Annotated in this window: 15 protein-coding genes and 1 pseudogene; all 16 read left to right on the top strand. The window is 37.2% G+C overall.

Annotation, left to right across the window (positions count from 1 at the left end; genetic code table 11):
• The first annotated feature begins 734 nt into the window (after positions 1 to 734).
• A complete protein-coding gene (locus SLH51_RS24380) occupies positions 735 to 1,256 on the top strand; it encodes a CBO0543 family protein (protein WP_390183745.1) in 522 nt (173 codons plus the stop codon).
• Between the two features lie 50 nt (positions 1,257 to 1,306).
• The gene (locus SLH51_RS00175) at positions 1,307 to 1,876 is read left to right on the top strand and encodes a CBO0543 family protein (protein WP_335958187.1); all 570 of its coding nucleotides are present in this window, start codon (positions 1,307 to 1,309) and stop codon (positions 1,874 to 1,876) included.
• A 291-nt stretch (positions 1,877 to 2,167) separates the two neighbouring features.
• Positions 2,168 to 3,475: pseudogene (locus tag SLH51_RS00170) on the top strand (Gfo/Idh/MocA family oxidoreductase).
• A 249-nt stretch (positions 3,476 to 3,724) separates the two neighbouring features.
• Positions 3,725 to 4,876, top strand: a complete 1,152-nt coding sequence (locus SLH51_RS00165) for a CdaR family transcriptional regulator (protein ID WP_335958186.1) — start codon at positions 3,725 to 3,727, stop codon at positions 4,874 to 4,876.
• 133 nt (positions 4,877 to 5,009) lie between these two features.
• Positions 5,010 to 6,143: a glycerate kinase gene (locus tag SLH51_RS00160; protein ID WP_335958185.1), complete on the top strand. Its 1,134-nt coding sequence runs from the start codon at positions 5,010 to 5,012 to the stop codon at positions 6,141 to 6,143.
• 457 nt (positions 6,144 to 6,600) lie between these two features.
• Positions 6,601 to 9,264 (top strand): endo-beta-N-acetylglucosaminidase, encoded by a 2,664-nt coding sequence (locus tag SLH51_RS00155; RefSeq protein ID WP_335958184.1) that lies wholly within the window; start codon positions 6,601 to 6,603, stop codon positions 9,262 to 9,264.
• A gap of 190 nt (positions 9,265 to 9,454) precedes the next feature.
• On the top strand, positions 9,455 to 10,843 hold the full coding sequence (locus SLH51_RS00150) for a glycoside hydrolase family 1 protein (protein ID WP_335958183.1): 1,389 nt from the start codon (positions 9,455 to 9,457) through the stop codon (positions 10,841 to 10,843).
• 5 nt (positions 10,844 to 10,848) lie between these two features.
• On the top strand, positions 10,849 to 11,754 hold the full coding sequence (locus SLH51_RS00145; RefSeq protein ID WP_335958182.1) for an ROK family protein: 906 nt from the start codon (positions 10,849 to 10,851) through the stop codon (positions 11,752 to 11,754).
• Positions 11,747 to 12,385, top strand: coding sequence for a YesL family protein (locus SLH51_RS00140; RefSeq protein ID WP_335958181.1), 639 nt, complete (start codon positions 11,747 to 11,749; stop codon positions 12,383 to 12,385). Before SLH51_RS00145 ends, SLH51_RS00140 begins: the two co-directional genes overlap by 8 nt.
• The gene (locus SLH51_RS00135; protein ID WP_335958180.1) at positions 12,382 to 15,090 is read left to right on the top strand and encodes an alpha-mannosidase; all 2,709 of its coding nucleotides are present in this window, start codon (positions 12,382 to 12,384) and stop codon (positions 15,088 to 15,090) included. Before SLH51_RS00140 ends, SLH51_RS00135 begins: the two co-directional genes overlap by 4 nt.
• A gap of 43 nt (positions 15,091 to 15,133) precedes the next feature.
• The gene (locus SLH51_RS00130) at positions 15,134 to 16,471 is read left to right on the top strand and encodes a glycoside hydrolase family 125 protein (RefSeq protein WP_390183744.1); all 1,338 of its coding nucleotides are present in this window, start codon (positions 15,134 to 15,136) and stop codon (positions 16,469 to 16,471) included.
• Entirely contained in the window at positions 16,461 to 19,595 is a 3,135-nt protein-coding gene (locus SLH51_RS00125) for an alpha-mannosidase (protein ID WP_335958178.1), read from the top strand. Before SLH51_RS00130 ends, SLH51_RS00125 begins: the two co-directional genes overlap by 11 nt.
• A gap of 92 nt (positions 19,596 to 19,687) precedes the next feature.
• Positions 19,688 to 21,463 carry a sensor histidine kinase gene (locus SLH51_RS00120; RefSeq protein ID WP_335958177.1) on the top strand — a complete coding sequence of 592 codons (1,776 nt, stop codon included), beginning with the start codon at positions 19,688 to 19,690 and terminating at the stop codon, positions 21,461 to 21,463.
• Complete coding sequence (locus SLH51_RS00115) at positions 21,441 to 22,967, top strand: response regulator transcription factor (RefSeq protein WP_335958176.1); 1,527 nt, start codon at positions 21,441 to 21,443, stop codon at positions 22,965 to 22,967. Before SLH51_RS00120 ends, SLH51_RS00115 begins: the two co-directional genes overlap by 23 nt.
• 232 nt (positions 22,968 to 23,199) lie before the next feature.
• Positions 23,200 to 24,138, top strand: coding sequence for an ABC transporter permease (locus tag SLH51_RS00110; protein WP_335958174.1), 939 nt, complete (start codon positions 23,200 to 23,202; stop codon positions 24,136 to 24,138).
• Positions 24,139 to 24,279: 141 nt separating this feature from the next.
• Positions 24,280 to 25,134 carry a carbohydrate ABC transporter permease gene (locus SLH51_RS00105; protein WP_390183749.1) on the top strand — a complete coding sequence of 285 codons (855 nt, stop codon included), beginning with the start codon at positions 24,280 to 24,282 and terminating at the stop codon, positions 25,132 to 25,134.
• Positions 25,135 to 25,191: the final 57 nt, after the last annotated feature.

The raw sequence follows: 25,191 nt of genomic DNA, 5'->3' as shown, positions 1-25,191 counted from the left end.
GTAAAAACTATGGAAAGAGATGTTTTGGTTAAGAACATGTAACATCAGCCTCAATAAAGTCAGCTAGTCAATTTCACAGCGCATTGACTTTTTCGGTTGCAATAAAGATATTGAGTTCAACTATTTCCTTATTGATAAGTACTAAAAGACCTAGAAAAAATATATTTTTATAAGAGAAAAAATGGAAGGTGAAAAGTGTAATTAATGGAATTATTAAAGCGGTAGTATCAATACGACCTTCCGTGGAGAGGAGTTCTATTAACAAAATTTCTCAAAACTTATTTAATATATTAGGAGGAAATAAGATGGTTAGTTTGCTAAGAAAGTCATTATTTCTCGTATTGATCATTGCTTTATGAGGTTCTTTTTCGGTAAAAGATGGCAAGGTTAGAACATCTCAGGGAAGCGTGTCATACTTCCATGGGAAACGCAGTATGATCTGCTTACTTTTCAAATTAAGCATCTCGTCACTCCTCTCTCTTATTTCTGAATTTGTCTACTAGTCTAAGATCACTTCATGGTAGGACAATCATGTAAGCGTTGTATTTGTACAAAACGAGACTTTCTTGTAATATTTGGGTTATTTGTAAAAAACAAATACTATGGCGTAAGTTAGAATGGCCTAGGTTAGGTAGGTCAGAGGGACAGGTTATCAATAAGGCATTAAATTAAATTCATTTCACATACTATAGTTAATAACGAATTAATTTTTAAAAAGAAGGAAATGGTACCATATGCATATCGTCTATAACCTGATTTACTTTTTAGCTGCCTGGCGTTGGGGGGATTGGAGAAACTGGAAAGAATATTATCCAACCATACTCTTTTTTATTCTATGTGACCTACTACATAATTTTTTAGCATATAATCATGATTTATGGATATACGAGGAAATATTTTTTGCTGAACTACTCCCCAATCATACAACGATCTCATTATTGTATATGGTGGTTATATATCCTGCGACGATTTTGATTTATTTGAACTATTTCTTTAGAACAGATAAATGGAGTAATAAAGTCTTTCATTTCGCAATATGGGTTAGCATATATATTGTTGCGGAGTGTACAAATCTCTATGTGGGCTTATTTTCTCATCATAATGGTTGGAATATTTGGTACTCAATCCTATTTATTTTAATGATGTTTATTTTATTTCCAATTCATTATAGGAAACCTCTTTTGGCGTGGGGAATTAGTATTCTGATTATTGTCCTAATAGTGTTGAATTTTGACTTATTTCTTTATTTTAAGTAACTTCTAGAAAAGAGGTTGAAAATAAAAAATGCAGAAAAAGGATCGCTTACATGACTGAAAAATATCCAACTTTCGATGACATACGGAATATCCAACAGCAATTTTATGATTTGAAAGTAGAATATTGGCTTACTGAAAATTTGTTTACGTTTCAATGGTGGTTGCTTTTACTTGTTCTTTTTATTCCTTGGTTTATTTGGTGGAGATTCGTAGATAAAAAAAGAATGACCCAAATCCTTTTATTTGGGACGTTGTTAATGATACTTGTGATGATGATGGATGATTTGGGGGTTGAGACACAGCTTTGGTCCTATCCATATCAATTGGTAAATATAATGCCTAGATTAATTGCAATTGACCAGGGAATCATTATTGTTGCTCATATGTTGTTATATCAGTATTTCCCAAAATGGAAAAAGTTTATTGTCGCTAACACAATTATGGCAATCGTCTTTACATTTATTTTTGAACCTTTTACGGTTTGGTTAGGGATTTATAAATTAGAAAATTGGCGGTATATATATTCTCTCCCTATCTATATTTTAAAGGCGGCTTTCATCAAATGGTTAGTCGATGAAGTCATTTTGAAAAAAGAAATGATATCAAAACAGAAAACTTAGGACAGTTTAAAATCGTAAGAAACAAATCAAAGGCTTAGAGAGATCTCTCTGAGCCTTTTTCATGTGAATGGGGAGCGATTTTTTTTAAAGGGTTTTTGCTATGAGGAAAAATTAGCTGTATTCCTTATTACACTTTCGGTTTCTACCATTATCAAAAAAAGTGCTAGTGTACAAAAATAATGTTACTTAAAAGCGATGGGTAATCAAAAAAGTACGATTGATGGAAAGGGGTGAAGACCGTATATTAGGTATGAATTAACTAGAAAAAGTGTTGAAGAGGAGTGAAAGATGATGGAAAAAAAGAAATATGTTCTTGTCGGTACAGGTGGAAGAGCTGAGTTTTTTTATGGGGCATTAGTTACAACGTTTAAACATACAAGTGAGCTTGTAGCGTTTTGTGATATAAACGAAACGAGAATGGAATATGCAAATAAGCTGTTACATGAAAAGTATCAGTATCAATCAGTTAGTCTTTATAAAAATAACGAGTTTGACGAAATGATTGCGAAGGAAAAACCTGATGTTGTTGTTGTTACATCTGTTGATCGGACTCATCATACTTACATTATTCGAGCACTTGAGCTAGGTTGTGATGTCATTACGGAAAAGCCAATGACCGTTGATGTATAGAAGTGTCAAGAAATTATTGAAACCGTAAAGAAAACAAGACGCAAAGTCCGTGTAGCCTTTAATTATCGATATGCTCCTCACAATACGAAAATCCGCGAGTTAATCATGAACGATGTCATTGGCGAAGTCTATTCCGTTAACTTTGAGTGGGCGCTTGATACTCAGCACGGTGCTGACTACTTTAGAAGGTGGCATCGAGATAAACGAAACAGTGGTGGTTTGTTAGTTCACAAATCGACTCATCATTTTGACTTAGTCAATTTTTGGCTCGGAACAACACCTTCTACTGTGTGTTCGTTTGGAGGGCTGCGTTTTTATGGGAGGGAAAATGCCGAAAAAAGAGGCGTGACAGAATTTTATCAACGCGCACATGGAAGCGAGCATGCAAAAGGTGACCCGTTTGCGCTGCATATGGAGGAAAATCCTCATTTAAAAGCGATGTATTTAGACGCTGAAAAGGAAGATGGGTACCAACGTGACCAAAGTGTGTTCGGTGATGGAATCAATATTGAAGATACGCTCGGCGTTCTTGTTCAATATAAAAACAAAGCAGTGTTAACATATTCCTTAAATGCGTACTTGCCATGGGAAGGGTTTATCGTTTCATTTAACGGAAGCAAAGGGAGGATGGAAGTTCGGATACGAGAGCAGTCCTATATTAACTCAGGTGGAGAAAAGGCTGACGAAGGGGCCCTTCAAGATAAGTCGATCACGATTCTACCGATGTTCGGTAAGCCTTATGAAGTGAGTGTCATAGAAGGGGAAGGTGGACATGGTGGTGGAGACCCGCTATTGTTACAAGACCTATTTGATGAACCGCGAAAAGATGAGTTTAACAGAGCGGCATCTCATATTGATGGAGCGATCTCGATTTTAACCGGAATAGCAGGCAATCGATCATTGCAGTCAGTGGGGACAGGTTCCTTGTCCCTCTTCCTTCCTCCTCTTAAAATTAATCGACTTAACTAGCATGATTTTTAAGAATTTTTGATAGCGAAATCAAGCAATATATAAATAAATTAGAAATTCCAAGCAGTACCCGCATTGCGGCAATTGGATAAAGAAAGTCGGAATGATATACTGGGGAAACTTAAGAAGCTAGAAGGGGTATCCAGCTGACAATTGTCGAGAATCATCGGTGTCTCAAAAAAGTGAGGGACTAGGAACCTACCTGTCCCTCTGTCCGCCCTTTTCTACTGATAGAAAGGAAACGAATAAATGCCAATGTACTTAACGGAACAACTTGCCCAAGAAATTGTTGATCGAACAATGGCGATTTTGCCTTTTAATATTAATGTGATGGATCACGATGGGAGAATCATTGGTTCTGGTGATCGACGGCGTCTTTTCAAAAAGCATCAAGTGGCTCATGAAGTTGTCAGGAGAAAAGAGACGATTGAGATTCGAAAAGTGGATACAAATCAATGGGAAGGGGTCAAAGAAGGCATCAATTTACCGATTCTTTTTCAAGGAAAGGTTTTGGGTGTTGTTGGGATTACAGGAGATCTTGATGAAGCGAGAGGTTATGGACAACTAGTAAAGGTTACGACCGAAATGATGATTGAACAGGCGTTTATGCAAAGTCAGCTGCAGCTAGATAAACGTTTAAAAGAGGAAATTGTTCATCAATTAATTAGCGGCAACCTTCTCAGGGAGGAGTTACTTTTTGAGAAGGCCAAGTCTGTACAAATTGATTTACACATTCCTAGGGTGGCAGTCGTATTAAAAAGCCATGCACATCAATTAGAAAGCAATCAAAAAGTTGAGTTTGTGATCAATGAAATGAAAGAAGAGGGCGATCTAGTCGTTCCCACTTACACAGGAGAAGTGATTATTCTTAAGAAGGTACAAGTCGTACATGGACGTTGCGATCAGGAACGTACACTAAGTACGATTCGGATTTGGCTGTCACGACTAAAGAAAATGGATCCCGCTGTCCAAGTGGCCATTGGAACTTATTATACAGAGCTTGATAAGCTTTCTAAGTCCTATCAAGAGGCGAAAGAAACTCTAGTAGTGGGAGAAAAGTTAGCCCCTCACGAAAATCTTTTGTTATATGACGATTTTTCAATGTATGTCTTCGTGAATGAACTAGCTAAATCCGTTGATCAAAATCCTTTTTTGAATTTGATTACTAAGTTAAAAGAACACGATGAGTTAGGTGAGCTTCAAAGGACATTGGAAGTGTATATACAAGAAAGCGGGAAAGCGATCAATACGGCCAATGAGCTTTTTATCCATCGGAACTCCTTGCAATATCGGCTAGAGAAGATTAAAGAGATTACGGGAAAGGATCCTAGAGACTATAAGGATTTATTTGAATTGTATCTAGCAAAGATTATTGAGAAGCTTATTGCAGATAAAGAGTAGTTTGGTCAGACGAACAAAGAATTAGGAGACTAACGGCAGATTACTTTGGTCATTTGAACAATGAATCTAGCTTTTGTAGATGGTAGATTTAATGGGAAATGAAATCTATGTTACGAATAGGGGGGAATGAACCATGAAGATTGTCATCGCACCTGATTCCTTTAAAGAAAGTTTAACTGCACTAGATGTTGCCAATGCGATTGAAGAGGGATGCAAAGAAGTGTTGCCCCATGTCTCGTATGTAAAAGTACCGATGGCAGATGGGGGAGAAGGAACGGTTCAATCGTTAGTAGATGCAACCGGTGGTACGATTGAATATGCAAACGTAACAGGGCCGTTGGGTGAGAAGGTCGAAGCCTTTTACGGATTGCTAGGAGACGGAAAATCGGCTGTAATTGAAATGGCGGCTGCATCAGGGCTTGAGCTAGTGCCAACGGATAAACGGAACCCACTGCTGACAACTACCTATGGGACAGGAGAGTTAATTGTAAGAGCTCTTGAGCAAGGGGTAAAGAAAATCATTATTGGCATTGGTGGAAGCGCTACAAATGATGGTGGAGCTGGAATGATTCAAGCATTAGGTGGGAAATTGCTAACTGAAGAAGGGCAGGACATTCTGTTTGGAGGAGCCGGGTTAGGAGAACTTTCACGTATTGACGTCACAAACCTGGATGAAAGGTTGAAAGGTGTCAGCGTGGAGATTGCTTGTGATGTCGATAATCCACTTACAGGTCCAAAAGGAGCATCGGCTATCTATGGTCCACAAAAAGGGGCAACTGAAGAACAGATTCAACAACTAGATGCACATTTAGAACATTTCGCAAATGTGATTAAACGTGATGTAGGGAAAGATATTATAGATGTCCCTGGGTCTGGAGCGGCTGGTGGATTAGGAGCAGGACTGCTTGCTTTTCTTCCATCTGTGTTAAAACGGGGCGGCGATTTAGTTATAGAGGTAACAAAGTTGGAAGAGCAAATACGTGATGCTGATGTTGTCATTACAGGTGAAGGTGGCATCAACCATCAAACGATTCATGGCAAAACACCAACGTGTGTCGCAACAGCAGCAAAGAAATTCAATGTGCCCGTCATTGCCTTAGCCGGAAGTTTAACCGATGAGTATACCAATGTATATGATCACGGGATAGACGCGGTATTCAGTATTGTTCCAGGTGCTGTTTCGTTAGAAGAAGCCCTTAAAACAGGATATGAAAATACGAAGAATACAGCGCGGAATATAGCGGCTGTAATTAAAATGATGGAGTAATGGGGACAGGTTCCTTGTCCCTCCTTCTTAAAATTAATCCAGTTAACTAGCAGATTTTTGTTTCATGATGATCGGATGATAAGTTAGTAACTTCACAACGCGTGCAATATCCCTTGTATGTATTTCCTCAATCAACCTTCACCACAAATAAGTTCAAATATTCGCAATTAACCTTCCTCCAAAGAACCTGTCCTCTGTCTTTCTGTAAATAGTTTAGTTTTAATGAAAAAAACATAGCAGTTATTCAGAACACGTTGACTCTGTTTAGTTTCTCGCATAGTTTTAAACAAGAGTTAGATGAGAAACTAAACATCTTTGAAAGCGCTTTATTTCGAAGGTGTCTATTTCTTTTATTATGCTCTGAAGGAGGTGGTCTATGACTCTAGTAGATCATTAAATTTATTAAGCATTTATTTAAAAGGTGGCCTATTTTGTACTTAATTAGGAGGGGAAAACTATGAAACAAAAATTTAGTTTATTGTTGTCTGCTTTTGTGGTATTGTTTATCGTTTTACTTCCAGGGAATGGACTAGCTAGTCAACCAGAATCGTCTTACTGGTTTCCAGAAGCATTATTGAACTGGAGTCCAGAAACTGACCCACATGCTGAGTATAATCGGAGTGCTATTCCTCTAGCAGAGAGAGAATTGTTATTTCCTATCAATGAAACACAGCAATCAGATGCAAAGTTAGTAGCATTATCTGCTTTGAATTCCAATACGAGCGGTGTTCCTTCTCAAGGGGGCAGTGAATTTTTTGCAAATACATTTAGTTATTGGCAATATGTCGATTTAATGGTTTATTGGGCAGGTTCTGCAGGGGAAGGAATCATAACACCTCCTAGTGCGGATGTGATTGATGCAGCACATAAAAATGGTGTTCCTATATTAGGAAATGTCTTCTTTCCACCACGTGTATACGGTGGTCAAGAAGAATGGGTAGATCAAATGCTATCACAACGTGAGGACGGATCATTTCCAGCAGCAGATAAACTATTAGAAGTAGCAGAGTACTATGGGTTCGATGGCTGGTTCATCAATCAAGAAACAGAAGGAGGAACTCCAGAGATTGCCCAGAAAATGCAGGACTTCCTAAATTACTTGCAAGAAAACAAGCCAGAAGAAATGCATATTATGTGGTATGATTCAATGATTTCATCTGGAGAGATTCGTTGGCAAAATTATTTCACTGATAATAATAAAATGTTCTTACAAGATGATAGTACTAGAGTTTCAGATAGTATGTTCTTGAATTTCTGGTGGTGGAATAATAGTCAGAAGAGCTCTTATGATAAGGCGTTAGAAGTTGGAAGAAGTCCTTATGATTTGTATTCTGGTATTGATGTAGAAGCAGATGGGACAAATACATTTGTACAATGGTCTAATCTTTTTCCAGAAGGAGAAGCTCCTTATACGTCATTAGGAATTTATCGACCAGATTGGGCGTTTAAAACAACCGATAACATGGAGGATTTCTACTCAAAAGAACAAGAATTTTGGGTAGGCGAGACTGGTGACCCTACAAAGACCGTTAGTAATCCAGACAGTTGGAAGGGGATGGCTCATTACTTTACGGAAACAACAGTCATCAATCAGCTACCATTTGTTACTCACTTTAACACAGGAAGTGGAAAATTCTTTTCCATTGATGGAGAAGTGAAATCTGAAAAATCCTGGAACAACCGAAGCTTACAGGATGTACTACCTACTTGGCGTTGGATAAGAGAAAGTAATGGGGAAGCTTTATCTGTTGACTTTGACTGGGAGAGTGCGTATTACGGTGGAAGTTCCTTAAAAGTATATGGTGACTTATCGCCGGAAAATGCGACGCATGTAAAGCTCTATAAAACAAATTTACCTGTTGAGAAAGATACGGAAATCTTTGTTACCTATAAATCTTCATCGAAAAAACCAAATATGAAGGTAGGAGTCAGCTTTGCCGGAGAAGAGGACGATGTTGAATTTCTTGACCTTAAGAAACAAAGTCACAATGATTGGGTAACAGAACGAATTAAGCTGAAGAAATTTGAAGGCAAAAGTATTGTCACATTATCACTATTTTTTGAAAGTAAGGACCTAATTAGCGATTACCAAATGAATATTGGAGAATTGAAGGTTACGAGTAAGAACGAGGATAAAGTTGTTCCTAGTCCTCCGACTAATCTAAACGTGAGTAACACATCCTTTGATAAAGAATTATATGCAGACATTTCTTTGGCTTGGGAAGCTAGTAAAGACAATAGCCATTTCGAAATTTATCGTTACCTAGAAAATGGAGAAAAAGAATTTGTTGGCGCTACTCCAAACAATGTTTTCTTTATTCCTAGTCTAAGAAGAGATAGGAAAGAAAATGTGACGTCGTTGGAAGTCGTTTCAATTAGTAATGATTTTATACCTAGTGCAGGAGCCGAAGTAACCTTTGAATGGCCGCCATATCCAAAACCAAAGGCTGATTTTAGTGTGAGCCAGTCTATTGGTGCACCAGGTGATGAAATTCAATTTTTCAATAAATCATCTGAAGCAACAGAAGAAGTTGAGTGGCACTTTGATGGAGCATTACCATCGTCAAGTACGGAACAAAGTCCTAAAGTCGTTTATGAAGAGGAAGGAACTTACACAGTACGATTAGTCGCAAAGAACAGTGAAGGAGAAGATACTCTAATTAAAGAGGACTTCATAACTATTTCAGAAGAGGCTAGAAATATAGGGAATGTTGCTTTAAATAAAATAGCGACTGCGAGTGGACAGTGCGCACCAAGTGAAGGACCGAGTTATGCCGTGGATGGTAAGGTAACAAATAACAGTAAATGGTGCGCAATAGGCTTGAATCATTGGTTGAAAATTGATTTAGGTGAAGTGTACCAATTATCTCAGTTTGTTATAAAGCATGCGGAAGCTGGTGGAGAACCTTCAGCATTTAATACACGGGCATTTAAGATAGAGACGAGTATGGATGGTGAGAATTGGAATGAAGCTGTAACGGTGGCGGACAACTCATCTGGCGTTAGTGAGCATTCGATTCCATTAACCGAAGCAAGGTATGTTCGTTTAACCGTGCAACAACCAACACAGGGAGGAGACCAAGCAGCAAGAATTTATGAGTTTGAGGCTCATGGTTTCTAATCATTCATTCACGATCTGAATAATAATCATCTCAGATTTGTTCAATTTGAAGAATTTTTTAATGTCATTTTTAAAGTTTTCCTGCGTTTATTAAAGGACTTGAATGAAACATATTCAAAGTCCTTTTTTTTCTTTATATGATATAGATAATCAAATGAAAGCGATTTCTATATAAGAGGAGGTAAAACTTGTGAATCATAAATTTCCAGATCGTTTTTTGTGGGGGACAGCAGCTTCTGGTCCGCAATTAGAAGGGGCAGGGAGTGTTGGTGGAAAGGCGATGACTGTGTGGGATTATTGGTTTCTGTTAGAGCCTGAAAAATTCTATCAAAAGATAGGCCCTGAGGTGACATCAAATTTTTACGATCAATACAAAGAAGATATTTTGTTGATGAAGGATGCAGGCTTTAATTCATTTAGAACTTCGATTTCTTGGGCCAGGTTATTACCAGATGGCAAGACAATAAACGAAGAGGCAGTGTTCTTTTATCGAGATGTATTTACTAGCTTAAGAGAAAACGGTATTGAACCTATTGTGAATCTGTACCATTTTGATATGCCCTATCGGTTGTACTTCAAGGGAGGGTGGGAGAATCCAGAGGTGGTGGAGGAATTTAAGGAATATGCTCAGGTGTCCTTCGATTGCTTCGGGGACCTTGTGAGTAGATGGGTGACGTTTAATGAACCAATTGTGCCAATCGAAATGGGTTATTTAAATGATAAGCATTTGCCTGCCGTTCATAACATGACTAGGGCGATGCAAGCAGGTTATTACACCCTCCTTGCGCACGTAAAGGCAGTAAGTGCCTTTAGACAGTCAAAGCAGCAAGGAGAAATTGGTATTATTTTAAATCTGACACCTAGTTATCCAAAAAGTGACCGGGATGAAGACAAAAAAGCCGCAAATTGGGCAGATGTTTTGTTTAATCGAAGCTTCTTAGATCCAGTTGTTTTAGGGCACTATCCAGCTGAGATAAAAGAGCTTATACAAAATGAAAACATTGACATCCAATATACAGAAAAGGAATTAGATTTAATTAAAAATAACACCGTAGATTTTTTAGGGGTGAATTATTACCAGCCTAGAAGAGTTCAAGCTAGTAGGAATGAACAAGTAGATTCCGAAAAAATCTTAGAGAAGTATTTTCAACCATACGAATGGCCAAAAGCGAAGATGAACCCTCATAGAGGTTGGGAAATCTATGAAAAGGGCTTGTACGATATTGCAATTAATATTCGTGATAACTATTTCAACATTCCTTGGTATGTTGCAGAAAATGGAATGGGGGTTGAAGGAGAAGAAAAGTTTATGAACGAGAGTGGCGAAGTTCAAGATAACTATCGCATTGAATTTATGGAAGATCACCTCACGTGGCTCCATAAAGGCATCTCTGAGGGTTCGAATTGTTTTGGTTACCATGTTTGGACGTTCCTTGATAATTGGTCGTGGCTAAACGAGTATAAGAATCGATACGGTTTGTTTCGCTTAGAGTTAGAGACACAAGAGCGAGTGAAAAAGAAGAGTGCATATTGGTTTAAACAGTTAGCAAAGACAAACCAACTTCCAACAAAGTGGTGAATGCGATGCGCTATCTATTAACGATCGATCTTGGTGGTACCTTTACTAAATTAGGGTTAATTTCCAAGGATGCAGACCTTATGGAGAAGCAGGATTATAAAACGCCCGCGACTTATCGTCAGTTTCTTCAAATGGTGGAATCTTATTATATACAAAACAAAGAGCACTACATGATTTGCGGGATCGCAATTAGTAGTCCTGGAAGCGTAACAGAAACTGGCGAAGTACTTGGATATAGCTCAGTTCCTTTTATACATGAACATAACATTAGGGAAAAGTTAGAGGATTATTTTAAGCTTGAGACTTCGATCGAAAATGATGCCAACTGTGTAGCCCTTGGAGAACTGTGGAATGGAATGGCAAAGGGAATAGACACATTTGCCTGTATTGTTTGTGGTACAGGAATAGGAGGCAGTATTGTCATCAATAAAAAGCTTCATAAAGGTACCCATTTACATGGTGGGGAATTCGGATATGTTATTTTTGCGAGAGACAATATGGAGTTCAATACATGGAGTGAACAAGGTTCGTCATCTGCGCTCACTAGAAGACTACAGCATACCGCTCCTTATTATGAAAATTGGACGGGTCCATCAGTTTTTGAACATTTTCATGAAGGTCATCAAGAGGCGAGAGAGTCTATAAACATATTTTTTCAAACATTGGCAATGGGAATATTCAATATCCAGTATATTCTTGACCCGGAAAGGATCCTAATCGGTGGAGGTATTACGAGACAGCCTAACTTTATGAAGGAATTAAATGTTCGCTTAGATGAACTGTTTCGTGAAAAACCGTTCGCCAAAGTACACCCATCCGTTGCTGTATGTCACCACTTAGATAAGGCGCAATTATTCGGAGCAGCTTATGTATGGCTAGAAAGATTCGGAAAGGATGAAGCTGATGTTTAATCAAATAGGCGGATTTTTTACAGAGGCGAGCTTTTGGATTTGGAGAATAATGCAATTGAATTGGCTCTGGCTAGTTTATATTTTGCTAGGGGGAATTGTATTAGGGATCTTTCCTGCAACTGCTTCTTTGTTCGCTATTACAAGAAGTTGGCTAAAAGGAGAGTTAGACCGACCGGTTGTTCGAGAATATCACACCTATTATAAACAGAACTTTTGGAAGGTAAATGGATTAGGCTGGATTTATTTATTGGTAGGAATATTTTTAGCTTTTGACCTTTATCTTGTCACCCAGTTAAAAGGGGTAATTGCGCTGTTTAGCAGTATTGTGATCATCGTTTTTATTCTCATTTATTTGTTCTCTTTTCTCTATTTATTTTCTTATTACGTTCATTTTAACCAGACATTTAAGAATTACTTAGTTCAGCCATTTTATATAACAATCGTAAGCTTCAAACAAAATCTACTTATAGCAATTGGTTTAACTTTAGTAGGCTACCTTGTCTATCAATTACCTGGATTAATTCTTTTTACACTTGGTGTCATGTCAGCCTATTGGGTGATGAAGGTCTCCTTGAATCGGTTCAAACAAATACAGTCTCAATCAGAATATATTATTGGAGGTAAATCATGAACAAGAAGAAAACAGCTCATATCATCTCTCATTCCCATTGGGATAGGGAATGGTATATGTCATTAGAAGAACATCGTTATTACTTAGTAAAACTATTTGATGATTTGTTAGAAAAATTAGCCGAGGATCCAAACTTTCACAGTTTTCATTTAGATGGTCAGACAATTATGGTTGATGATTATTTACAGGTTCGCCCAAACAGGGAAGAAGAGCTGAAGAAGTATATACGTGAAGGACGGTTAATTATTGGTCCTTGGTACATTTTACAAGACGCTTTCTTAACAAGTTCGGAAGCAAACGTTAGAAACCTTTTTTATGGAATGAAAACAACGAAGGAATTCGGACAAGAGGGGAATCTTGGCTATTATCCAGATACATTTGGAATTTATGGACAAGCTCCTCAATTGTTAAAGCAAGCAAAGATAGATGTGGCAGCCTTTGGGAGGGGGGTTACTCCAACTGGTTTTAATAACCAAGTCTATCATAGTGACGATTATTCTTCTCCATACTCGGAATTGAATTGGGAGTCTCCTGACGGTTCAGCGGTAGTAGGAATCCTCTTTGCTAATTGGTATTCGAATGGAAATGAGATACCCGAGGAAGAAGAGCAGGCGAAAGAATTTTGGGACAAAAAGCTAACAGATGTTGAGAAATTTGCTTCTACGGCAGAGCTTCTTTTTTTGAACGGATGTGACCATCAACCTTTACAAAAAAATATAACAGATGCGATTAAAACAGCTAATGAGTTATATCCTGATATTGAATTTAAGCATTCCGGCTTTCAAGAGTATGTTACGGCCTTAAAAAGGGAGTTGCCTAAGGACCTTCAGACGATTCGAGGAGAATTACGTAATCAGAAGACAGATGGTTGGTCAACGCTTGTTAATACTGCCTCATCGAGAATCTATTTGAAACAGGCAAATGACCGGTGCCAAACCTTATTAGAAAGCGTGTTAGAACCGCTCGGATTGATGATGTCAGATAGAAGCTTGCATCAAGATTTTACCGAGTTTTATTGGAAGTTATTAATGGAGAACCATCCTCATGATAGCATTTGCGGATGTAGTGTCGACTCGGTGCATCGTGAAATGGAATCAAGGTTTGAGAAAGTTGAAAAAGGAGCCTTGAAATTCATTGACGAACAAGCTCGGGAAATTGCAAGTGAAATAGATACCATACATGAAAATGAAGATGCGATTCCTTTCGTTCTTTTTCAAACAGGTGGCCGTCCAACGTCCAGAGTTTTGAAAAAGACAGTAGCGATAAAAAAGATTTATTTTGACGAAATGCACTTTCAAGATATACCGAACCTATTAAAAGAGGAGCCGATCCCTTCTTTTCATTTAGAACGCTCAGATCATTCGATTGTTCGTGTGAATACAAAAGACGTAGGGGTGAAATTTGGATACGAGCTTCCAAAGGATGGATTCCGGAGGCCTTACTATGCTAGAGAAGTGGAAGTTAGCTTTTTATATAAATCGAACATAACTGTAGGGTATGAAAGATGCTTTTTAGTTCCAACAGAGATGAAGAAAGATGAAGATGAATCAGATTCACTTACCATCTGGAATAATGATTGGAAAAAATTAGAAAATGAGAATATGGTCATTTCTATTCATGAGAATGGATCCTACTCTTTAGTGGATAAAAACTCAGGAAACGAATATAGAAAGCTAGGTATATTGGAGAATACAGGCGACATTGGGAATGAGTATATGTTTAAGGCTTCTGGAGACATGGAGAAGGTGACAACGGAAGGAGGACAAGCTTCTATCAAGGTCATTGAAAATAATATGGATGTAGCCTCTATTGAAATTAAGTCCTCTCTATTTGTTCCAAAGCAAGCAGACGACACGCTGGAAGCAGAAAGAGAAACCCTAATTTGGCATCCAGATCGAAGAGCCAGAAGACATCACGAGAAAACAGAGATCGTATTCAAAACGATTTTGACTTTGGAAAAAGAAGGGGAAGGTTTGAAGGTCGATGTAACCATTGACAATACAGCGAAAGATCACCGTTTGCGTGTATTGTTTCCAATTGGTGAAGGGAATTCTTATCACTACGCGGATAGTATTTATGAACTGGTGAAACGTCCCAATCAACCAGAGAGTCAATGGGTGAACCCATCGTTTGATCATCATATGCAACGGTTTGTTAGTTTAAACAATTTGACACAAGGCTTAACGGTTGCTAGTAAAGGACTACATGAATATGAAATTATCGATGATAACACTATTGCACTAACACTATTAAGAGCTGTAGGAGAAATGGGGGATTGGGGAGTCTTTGAAACGCCAGAAGCTCAATGTCTTGGAGTGAACAAGGCTGAATTTATGATCATTCCACATGAAAAAGACATTCTATCATCGAATGCATACCATACTGCTTACGAATTTCCGTTAATGCCGACAATGATTCAAGTGAAACAGAAAGAAGGAGCTTTCTCACCTACGAAAGAGCTTTTCACATGGTCTGGTGACAAGCTAGTTATTACAGCGTGTAAACCTACGGGTGATGGAAAGGGAATGGTCATTAGATGGTTTAATCCAACAAACAGTACGGAAACTTTAATGGTAGAAACGACCGACAGTAAGAGTATCTATCTTTCTACTATTTTAGAAGAAAAAAGAGAAAAAATAGGCAGGAAATCAGTTGAAACAGTAGTTAAACCTTATGAGATTCTAACACTACTCATAGAGGATTAGTCTAGCCTTATCATTCTAAATAAAACTTGAAGGAGAAATGAAGATGACCAAAGAGATGAAAAATATCCCAGAAGCCTTAACGAACATTATTGATAAAGTGAAGGAAGCTTATCATGACGACATAGAAGTTCAAAAGTTATTTGAAAATTGCTTTTTAAACACGTATCAAACGACATTAAAAGAAGACGAGGAGGGAACTTTTGTTATTACGGGTGATATTCCAGCAATGTGGTTACGAGACTCATCAGCTCAAGTACGCCCATATTTAACCGTAGCTGGTGATGATCCTGAAATTGCCGCAATGCTAAAGCAAGTCATTGAAAGGCAGTGGAAATACATTCTTCATGATCCGTATGCTAATGCATTTAATCAAACACCTAACAATAAAGGTCATCAGCAAGACGATACAAAGATGAGTCCTTGGATTTGGGAGAGAAAATACGAAGTCGATTCCCTCTGCTATCCAATTCAATTAACTTATCTATACTGGAAAGCGACGGGAGATAATAGCATTTTAAGCCCAACCTTAAAGAAAGTCATCGAAGTTATTTGCCAACTTTGGAAAGTGGAGCAGAATCATGAAGAGAATTCGCCGTATCGTTTTGAACGGGATGAGTGCCGAGTTTCTGATACCCTTTTGAGGGAAGGGAAAGGTGGATTTTCAGTTAAGACAGGAATGACTTGGTCTGGATTCCGTCCGAGTGATGATGCTTGCCTTTACGGGTATCTTATCCCGGCAAATATGTTTGCGGTTGTAGCCTTAAATTATGCAACGGAGATGTTAGAGGCGATGAAAGAGATAGAGCTTGCTACTAGGGCTAATGAGCTTTCTATCGAAATGAAAAAAGGGATCGAAACGTATGGGAAAGTTGATCACCCAATCTTTGGCGATATGTACGCTTATGAAACGGATGGGAATGGAAATGTTAATTTGATGGACGATGCAAATGTCCCGAGTTTATTAGCCATCCCTTATCTTGGATATACAGCACCAACAGATGACACTTATGCAAATACTAGAGATTTTATTTTGAGTCGTCACAATCCGTACTACTATGAAGGAGAAAAGGCAACAGGGATTGGTAGTCCTCATACACCGGACCATTATATTTGGCATATCGCATTAGCCATTCAAGGAATGACCGCTACAGAGAAAGCAGAAAAGGAAAGGATACTAGAAATATTTAAAAATACTCATGGTTCAACCTATTATATGCATGAAGGTTTCGATGCAGATCAACCTGAACAATATACTCGTTCTTGGTTCGCATGGGCAAATTCAATGTTCAGCGAATTTATCTTAAGCGAAATTGGCATTTATGTACCTGGTAGTCCACTTTCAAACGAGCGGAAGGTAGAGGAGGAACACAATGTTCTTTAAAATAGAAAAACTACAGAATCGTGTTAATGAATTAGACAGGTGTCGGTACCGAAATGTAGAGCAAGTTGACTTTTTTCGTACGTTTGAGCCTGCAGCGGGAAGTGAAAATATCCTTCCTGCTACCTATTCTGAAAATACACTGAAGATAAATGATTGTTGGAGTGGAAGAGATAAATATATTTGGCTAAATACAACAATTGAGATTCCAAAAGAGTGGGATGGAAAAAAAGTAGTGCTCTTTCTAGATTTAGGACGGACTGGAGGAGGGAACAACTCAGGCTTTGAGTCTTTGCTTTTTGTAAATAAAAAGCCGTTCCAAGGAGTTGATTCGAATCATAAAGAGGTTATATTACCTTGTCCGGTGAAAGGGATCATCGAAATCGATATTTTGATGTGGTCAGGCTTAGAAGGTGGCGGGCCTCAACAAGAACAGTTTTATCGTTTAAAAGAAGCGTGGTATGGTGTATTAGATGAGAAGGTCGATCAATTATTCTATAAGTCTAAAGCCATTGTAGATACGCTCACAAGGCAAGATCAGAATGAGCCAACTTACGCATCTGCCTTGTCTTTATTGAATAAAGCTTTTAAAGAAATAGATTGGTCTTCTCCAGGTAGTGAAGATTTCTATACGTCATTGTATCGAAGCCTAACGGTGCTGACATCCGAGAATGAAATAGTAAAACACTCAGAGGTTAATGTGCATACCATCGGACACTCCCATATCGATTTAGCTTGGTTATGGAGAACGAAACATACGAAGGAAAAAGCAAAACGAACATTTTCAACCGTTCTAAGATTAATGGAGTTGTACCCAGATTATGTTTATTTGCAAAGCCAACCGCAATTATATGAATGGATAAAAGAAGAGGAACCAGAGTTGTTTCAAGCGATTAAGGAAAAGGTGAAGGAAGGACAATGGGAAGTTGAAGGTGCGATGTGGGTAGAAGCAGACTGTAATATCCCATCAGGCGAATCGTTTGTTCGCCAGCTGCTATACGGAAAGAATTTCTTTAAGAAGGAATTCAACAAAACCAACAAAGTTCTTTGGTTGCCAGATGTGTTTGGTTATAGTTGGTCATTACCTCAAATCTTAAAGAAGTCAGGCATCGATACGTTTATGACAACAAAGATTAGCTGGAATCAGTACAATCGAATGCCAAATGATACATTTAATTGGAGAGGGATTGATGGGACTGAGATTTTAACCCATTTTATTACCACACCTGAACCTGGCAGGGCTGAGGATTCTTGGTTCTACACATACAACGGGTTAATTACGGCAGAAACAGTTAATGGTATATGGAAGAACTATCGTGATAAAGAAGTCAATAAAGATTTGTTGTTAGCTTATGGATACGGAGATGGCGGTGGCGGGGTCAATCGAGATATGCTTGAGATGAGGCGCCAATACAATGAGATTCCTAGTTTGCCAAATGTCACCTCGACCAAGGTAGAGGATTATTTTAAAAAGCTACATGAAAATGTTCAACATTCGGATCAGTATATTCATACGTGGGACGGAGAGTTGTATTTAGAGTATCATCGTGGAACTTATACGAGCCAAGCGAAAATGAAAGAAAAAAATCGAAAATTAGAGCTAGATTATCGGAAAACAGAATTTCTCTCTGCTTGGAACTGTCTTGAAAATGGATGGGATACGTATCCAACGACCTTATTAGAAAAAGGGTGGAAGAAAATTTTGTTAAATCAATTTCACGATATCATACCTGGTTCTTCTATAACAGAAGTGTATGAGGATGCGCATAAAGAGTACGATGAGGCTGCTTTCATTAATAAGGAAATCGCAATGGTCAAACAAAAGGATATGTTACTAGATTCAGAGAATACATGGGTAGTTTCACATCCTTATCAATATAAAACACCCGTTTTAGTAACGATACCAACTTGTGAAGCGGATAATAGTTTTGAAAGTAATGGCGATAGTTTAGTGAGCCAAGTGAATTCAAATGGTGAAGCACTTGTTTTGATCGAGGAGAGTAACCCATTTTCGTATCAGGAAATAAGTACTTCAACCTTACAAAGTGGACAACGACTATCATTAAGCGAGGTATGTTTAGAAGAACGGACTTGGGAAACACCTCATTATGTCATGAAATGGAATGAAAAAGGACAATTTAATAGCATTATTGAAAAATCATCTAATCGAGAAATAATTGAACATGGAAAAGCTGGAAATCACTTTAAGTTATATGAAGATAAACCAATGGCACACGATGCGTGGGATATAGACTTATATTACCAAGAAAAATGTACTACTATTGATGAGTTAAAAGAGTGTAAAATAGTAGATAATGGACCGTTAAGAACAACACTATGCTTCACGTGGATACAGTCTAATGTAGAAATTAAACAACTGATCCATTGCTATCGTCATACTAAGAGAATTGATTTTGAAACGGAAGTAGATTGGGCCTTACGACAACAATTGTTAAAGGTGGAATTTCCAATTCAGATTCGTACAACAGAAGCTATCTATGACATTCAGTTTGGGAATGTAAAACGGCCGACCCATTGGAATACATCATGGGATATAGCAAGATTTGAAACGGTTGGCCACAAGTGGGCAGCACTTGCAGAACCCAATTACGGGATTAGTTTAATGAACGATAGTAAATACGGATATTCAATTAAAGATAGTGTGTTGGCGCTCTCTCTTCTAAAAGGGGCCATTCACCCAGATCCGAAGGCAGACATAGGTATCCATCATTTCACCTACTCTCTCTATCCTTTTAATGGAGTTGCCAATAAGCAAGACGTGGAACGAGAAGCTACCTACTTAAACACAAATCTAACCGCAATCCTAGGTAAGGTAAGAGCTGAATTTAAAGATTCTCTCTTTTCTATTTCAAATGATCAGGTCATTGTTAATACAATAAAGAAAGCCGAAGACAGAAATAGTTTAATTGTTAGGTTACACGAAATGGAAGGCGGGCAAACTCACATCACGCTCAACAGCAAATACAAAGTAAAGCGCTGGAGAGAAGTTAACCTAATGGAAGAAGAGCTTGATTCGGTTCAGTCCAAATTCAATTATTCACCTATTGAACTGTCATTCTCGCCATATGAAATAAAAACGTTAGAAATAGAGATTGAGAATCAATAAAAGCATAAGGACCGGGGTTGTCCCAAAAGGTCAAAAAGCAGACCTTTTGGGACAACCCCCTCCACTTTAATTTACATGTTAGGAGAAAAGTTATGAAAGCGTTTCGATTTATAAGAAAGATAAGTGGCAGACTCTTTCATCGTGTGTTTTTCACTTATTCCACTATAATATTCCTAACCATGGCAATCTTATTTGTGTTTCTTTCAGAATACTATTCCGACTTTATTGTTCAAAGAGAAATAGATAAACATGAAGCGGTAATAAATGAAATTAAATCAGACTTGCAAGAGAAGCATCAATTTGTCTATCAGGGAATACGCCATCTCTATTTAGAGAAGAGCTTAATAGAAGATCTAGCTTTTGCCCTTCAGCATGACTATCAAGAGTATATAGGCTATCGGTTAGATAAATTTTCAAATAGTGATTCCTTCGTGCCATATAACTTTGATATTTATGTAAAGAACTATTTTTCTAGAGATCCGACTGTCGTTGTCCTTGAGATTACGAATGAGTCCCTAGGTACAGAATATGTATACCTATATAATCACGGGCGCTGGTATGATAGTAGTCTTTATAAAGACAGACGCTCAAATCCTAGTGAAAATAGGAAAGAACAAAGCGATTTTTATATTGTTAGAGAACAGATTAATGATCCAATTTCTTTAGATCGTTTGGGAACCGTTTCTGTTTACTTTACCTATGATAATATTGAGCGAATTTTATCATTACGAGGGGAAACGATCCAAGGAAGATTTCTAATTACTGATGAAGAGATGAATGTTCATTACTCGTATGGAGCGCAAGCAGAAGAAATTTTAGATGAACTAGATTATAGTGCTGTTCAAAAAGAAGTTAAGCTAAATGAAACGTATTTTATCCAATCAGTGATAGAGCCAACTAGTAACCTGATGATTACTGCGATTATCCCGAGAAATGAGTTAGCTCCATTATTTACCTATAAGCTAACCATCCTCTCTATTATTTTGTTTTTAACGTTTATTGCGATTGCACTTCCTTATTTTTCTTTAAGAGGTTATTCCAAACGTGTTGATCAAATCGTCTTAAAAATGCGTGAATTTCAAGAAGGAGACCTGAATACAAGAATCGATAAAGCAACAGGAAACGATGATCTTGGTGTTATTGCAGAAACTTTTAATGAAACATTAGATGAATTAAACAGGTATATAAATGAAGTTTATTTCTCGAAGTTGAAACAAAAAGAGGCTGAACTTGCGAATCTACAGGCCCAAATAAACCCACATTTTCTATACAATACACTCGAAGCAATAAGGATGAAATCCTTAGCTGAAGGCGGCAAAACAACGGCTGAAATGATTGTTCAACTATCCCAATTATTCCGCCATTCATTAAAAACTGCTGAGCTTGTTAGCATAGAAGACGAATGGAATCATGCACATCAATATATTGAGTTATTTAAAAATAGATTTCCAGGTCAATTATCAAGTGATTTTAAAATCAAAGAGAGTGTAAGGCATAAGGATGTTCCGCCATTTATTTTGCAGCCTCTTATAGAAAACTTTTTAATTCATGGATTTAAACAGCATAGCAACGAAAATGAACTTCAAATTACTATTTATGATAAGGGGAATGCACTTTTTATTGAAATAGTAGATAATGGCAAGGGAATTAAAAAAGATGAATTAATGAACATAAAAAGTAGACTTAGAAACGGTGAAGGTTCTTCTAACTCCATTGGTTTAGCAAATGTAAACCAGAGAATTCAATTGAAATATGGAAATGATTTCGGTGTGGAGATAGACAGTAATCCTGATGTGAAAACGGTAGTAACAGTAAGATTACCCCTTATAAGTGAGGTGCGGTTACATGATAAGAGTAATGTTAGTTGACGATGAACCTCTTATTCTTGAGGGATTAAAGAACATTATTCCTTGGGAATCATTAGGTTTCCAGGTTGTTGAAACTGCTAGAGATGGATTAGAAGCATTAAAAAAATCAAGGGAAGTTCCATTTGATATATTAATAACTGATATAAAAATGCCAGAGCTAACGGGCCTTGAACTCATTAGACAGTTAAAAAAGGAACAGGACCATATTCATACAATTGTCTTATCTGGGTTCCAAGAGTTTGGATTAATTAAAGAGGGATTACAATTAGGAATTGAAAATTACTTGTTGAAGCCAATAAAAGAAGATGAACTAATTTCATCGTTATTGCATGTGAAAGAAAAAATCAAAAGGGCAACGTTAGAAGAAGAATCGTTTTTAGTGTTAAGAGATCATTCTATCTGGAGATGGTTTGTTGGGAAAATGGGATTTGAAGAGTTTAAGCAAAGAATGTCTTTTTATCCAGAGTTGCAAGTAACCCCTCCACTTCGGATGGGATTACTGAAAATGGAGTGGGACGAGCAAAATGAAACATACCTTCATATGCTGCAAATGACATTTGAAAGAGAAACGAATGCTGTTTCAGTATTGACTCCCACAGGAAATATTCTATTGCTATGGTTAAATTGTTCTGATGAAACGTGGGGAGAAGAGCTTGAAAAATTCACTATACGATTAAACTCAATGAAGAAACCGAGTGAGTTTGTATTTGTACACAGTAAAAAAGTTACTGATTTGAACCAAATCCAAAATGTATTTAGAGAATTAGAAATGGCGAGTGAGTTAAAGATGTTACTTCCAGAGAAAGAGCATAGCCTTGCAGAGCAATTGTACAGTTCAAAGGACAAGAATTCAGCTCAGGCACAAAAGTATTCTAGTAATTATTTAAATCATGATGTTTTAGAGCAATTAGCGAATCAGAATTATGTATCCTTTAAGAAATCAATGGGAGAGATATTAGCTCAATTCGAACATGAAAAGCCGCCATTATTAATGAAAAGTGTGTTACTGGAATTCTTTTTTCATGTAAAAAACAAATTCTTTCTACACATAGATTACGAGGTGTATGTACAAACCCTGCATCAAATCTTGTATTTAGAAACACTTGATGATGCTTTAATAATAATAGATAAATGTATTGAGATGTTTGATGTGGATTTCTCTTTGCAAGATCAAAAATATAGCCCGATTATTCAAACCGTTTTAAATTATATTCATCAAAACCTATCAGAAGAGATGTCTTTAAAGACATTAGGAAATAGCTTTCATATAAATCCAATATATTTAGGTCAACTGTTTCAAAAAGAGGTTAATTGTTCCTTTACAAAGTACTTAAATAAGTTACGAATTGAGAAATCGAAAAATCTGCTGCTTCATTCTTATGAAAAGGCAGGAACGATTGGGAAGAAGGTAGGCTATACGGATGCGACATATTTTTATAAGCAATTTAAGAAGCTAGAGGGGCTAACACCATCCGAGTGGAAGAAAGTACATCAACAAAACTAGGGAAATCTTCAAAGGTGGATTCCCTAGTTTTTTTATGCTCTGTTAGACGTATTCGTGATCGTACCTTTATTAAATTGATGTAAGGTAGAGGTTTTTTTAAAAGAATGGCGGCCGACTATAAATTGTATTTAGTTTAGCCAGTAAATCTAAGATATCTTAACTTTTTATGTTGTAAGGGTTTTCATATAATTGAGTTAAGTTAAATTAATCAGTTCTGGAAGGAGGAAAAAGGATGCGTGCTTTTAAGCAATTCGGAAAGAATTTATACAATAATCGGATTTGGCTACTAATGACTCTACCTGGTCTTATTTGGCTCATTGTGTTGAAGTATATCCCGATGTTTGGACAAGTGATGGCATTTAAAAATTTCAGATTTCATCCAGATGGATTCTTTGCAAGTGTATACCACAGCGAATGGGTAGGATTTGAAAACTTCAAATTTTTATTTAGTACAAATGATGCTTGGGTCATTACAAGAAACACGGTGCTTTATAACTTAGCTTTTATCGTGATAGGTCTTGTATTAGCGGTGGGAGTTGCCATTGTTTTAAGTGAATTAACAAAACAAAAACTTGCCAAAGTATATCAAACTGGAATGTTATTTCCACATTTTTTATCTTGGGTAGTTGTAAGTTATTTTGTATATGCTTTTCTCAGCGTAGATAGAGGTTTGTTTAATAGTGTCTTGGCTTTGTTTAATGTCGATCCAATCTCTTGGTATAATGAACCTTCTTATTGGCCTTATTTTATCATTGCAATTAGCCAATGGAAAGGAGTTGGATTTGGCAGTATTATTTATTTAGCCGCAATAGTAGGTATTGATAGAACGTATTACGAAGCAGCGATCATTGATGGGGCGAGCAAATGGCAACAAATTAAACATGTAACCATTCCAATGATCATGCCACTTATTATTATTCTTACCATTTTAAATATAGGTAGTATTTTCAGTGCAGACTTCGGTTTGTTCTATCAGATTCCAAGGGATTCAGGTCCGCTATATTCAGTAACGAACGTAATTGATACGTATGTTTATCGAGGTCTAATGACAATGGGCGATATCGGAATGAGTACAGCAGCAGGTTTATATCAAGCTACGGTCGGCTTAGTTTTAATTTTAATCACTAATTACATTGTAAGAAAAATTGATGAAGAAAATGCATTATTTTAAAGATTATTAGGTGAAAGGAGAGTGGGAGAGTTGGCTACTCGGCAAAGAACAACAGAAATGATAGAACCAAAAACAAAGCTTCCTCCTAGGAAAGAACCAAACTATAATCCGTATGGCTTTTCAGGGAAAACTAGCACATTCATGCATATATTACTAGGTTCATTTGCATTTCTTTGTATATTTCCCTTTATCTATGTCATTATTATTTCCTTAACTAGTGAACAATCACTATCATTACATGGATATAGAATTATTCCTAAAGACTGGAGTTTTGAAGCTTACCAATATTTATGGCATATGAAATCACAAATTCTTCAGGCATATGGAGTTACAATCTTTGTAACAGTTGTCGGTACATTACTAAGTGTAATTGTAATAGCCTTGTACGCCTATGCAATATCAAGGAAACAATTTCTATATAGAAAGCAATTTACTTTCATCGCTTTCTTCACAATGCTGTTCAGCGGTGGAATGGTACCATTTTATATTGTGATGACCCAATTCCTAGGATTGAAAAATTCTATTTGGGCCTTGATTATACCTATGACTGTTAATGCTTTTTACATTATTATTATGAGAACATTTTTCCAGAGGTCTGTCCCTGAGGCAATCCTTGAGTCTGCTCGTATTGATGGAGCAGGTGAATTTCGAATCCTTTTGAAAATTGTAGTACCACTTGCCATTCCAGGTATTGCAACGATTGCGCTTTTCAACACACTTGCTTATTGGAACGATTGGTTTAATGCCTTGCTTTTCATCGATGATCCGAAGTTAATTCCATTACAATCTCTTTTAATGAGAATTGAAACGAACTTGGACTTTATCCGGCAGAATGCCATGCTATCAAGTCAAAATGGAGCGATATTATCTTCCATTCCACAGGATTCAGCAAGAATGGCAATGGTAGTTATCGCAACGTTACCAATAGCTTTGTCTTATCCTTTCTTTCAAAAGTATTTTGTAAAAGGTTTGACGATTGGTAGTGTGAAAGAATAGGTTCTGATTCATAGAAGGAAGGAAAACTTAATGAAAAGCTATTCTCCTTCCTTTTTT

The organism is Halalkalibacter kiskunsagensis (assembly GCF_037027555.1).
GTDB classification, from domain to species: Bacteria; Bacillota; Bacilli; order Bacillales; family Bacillaceae_D; genus Halalkalibacter; species Halalkalibacter kiskunsagensis.
This window is presented reverse-complemented; position numbering and strand designations above follow the sequence as displayed.

Excerpts from the sequence above, each read along its gene's own strand:
- SLH51_RS24380 (WP_390183745.1), top strand. The coding sequence starts at position 735 with ATGCATATCGTCTATAACCTGATTTACTTTTTAGCTGCCTGGCGTTGG.
- SLH51_RS00175 (WP_335958187.1), top strand. The coding sequence starts at position 1,307 with ATGACTGAAAAATATCCAACTTTCGATGACATACGGAATATCCAACAG.
- SLH51_RS00165 (WP_335958186.1), top strand. The coding sequence starts at position 3,725 with ATGCCAATGTACTTAACGGAACAACTTGCCCAAGAAATTGTTGATCGA.
- SLH51_RS00160 (WP_335958185.1), top strand. The coding sequence starts at position 5,010 with ATGAAGATTGTCATCGCACCTGATTCCTTTAAAGAAAGTTTAACTGCA.
- SLH51_RS00155 (WP_335958184.1), top strand. The coding sequence starts at position 6,601 with ATGAAACAAAAATTTAGTTTATTGTTGTCTGCTTTTGTGGTATTGTTT.
- SLH51_RS00145 (WP_335958182.1), top strand. The coding sequence starts at position 10,849 with ATGCGCTATCTATTAACGATCGATCTTGGTGGTACCTTTACTAAATTA.
- SLH51_RS00140 (WP_335958181.1), top strand. The coding sequence starts at position 11,747 with ATGTTTAATCAAATAGGCGGATTTTTTACAGAGGCGAGCTTTTGGATT.
- SLH51_RS00135 (WP_335958180.1), top strand. The coding sequence starts at position 12,382 with ATGAACAAGAAGAAAACAGCTCATATCATCTCTCATTCCCATTGGGAT.
- SLH51_RS00130 (WP_390183744.1), top strand. The coding sequence starts at position 15,134 with ATGACCAAAGAGATGAAAAATATCCCAGAAGCCTTAACGAACATTATT.
- SLH51_RS00125 (WP_335958178.1), top strand. The coding sequence starts at position 16,461 with ATGTTCTTTAAAATAGAAAAACTACAGAATCGTGTTAATGAATTAGAC.
- SLH51_RS00120 (WP_335958177.1), top strand. The coding sequence starts at position 19,688 with ATGAAAGCGTTTCGATTTATAAGAAAGATAAGTGGCAGACTCTTTCAT.
- SLH51_RS00115 (WP_335958176.1), top strand. The coding sequence starts at position 21,441 with ATGATAAGAGTAATGTTAGTTGACGATGAACCTCTTATTCTTGAGGGA.
- SLH51_RS00110 (WP_335958174.1), top strand. The coding sequence starts at position 23,200 with ATGCGTGCTTTTAAGCAATTCGGAAAGAATTTATACAATAATCGGATT.
- SLH51_RS00105 (WP_390183749.1), top strand. The coding sequence starts at position 24,280 with ATGCATATATTACTAGGTTCATTTGCATTTCTTTGTATATTTCCCTTT.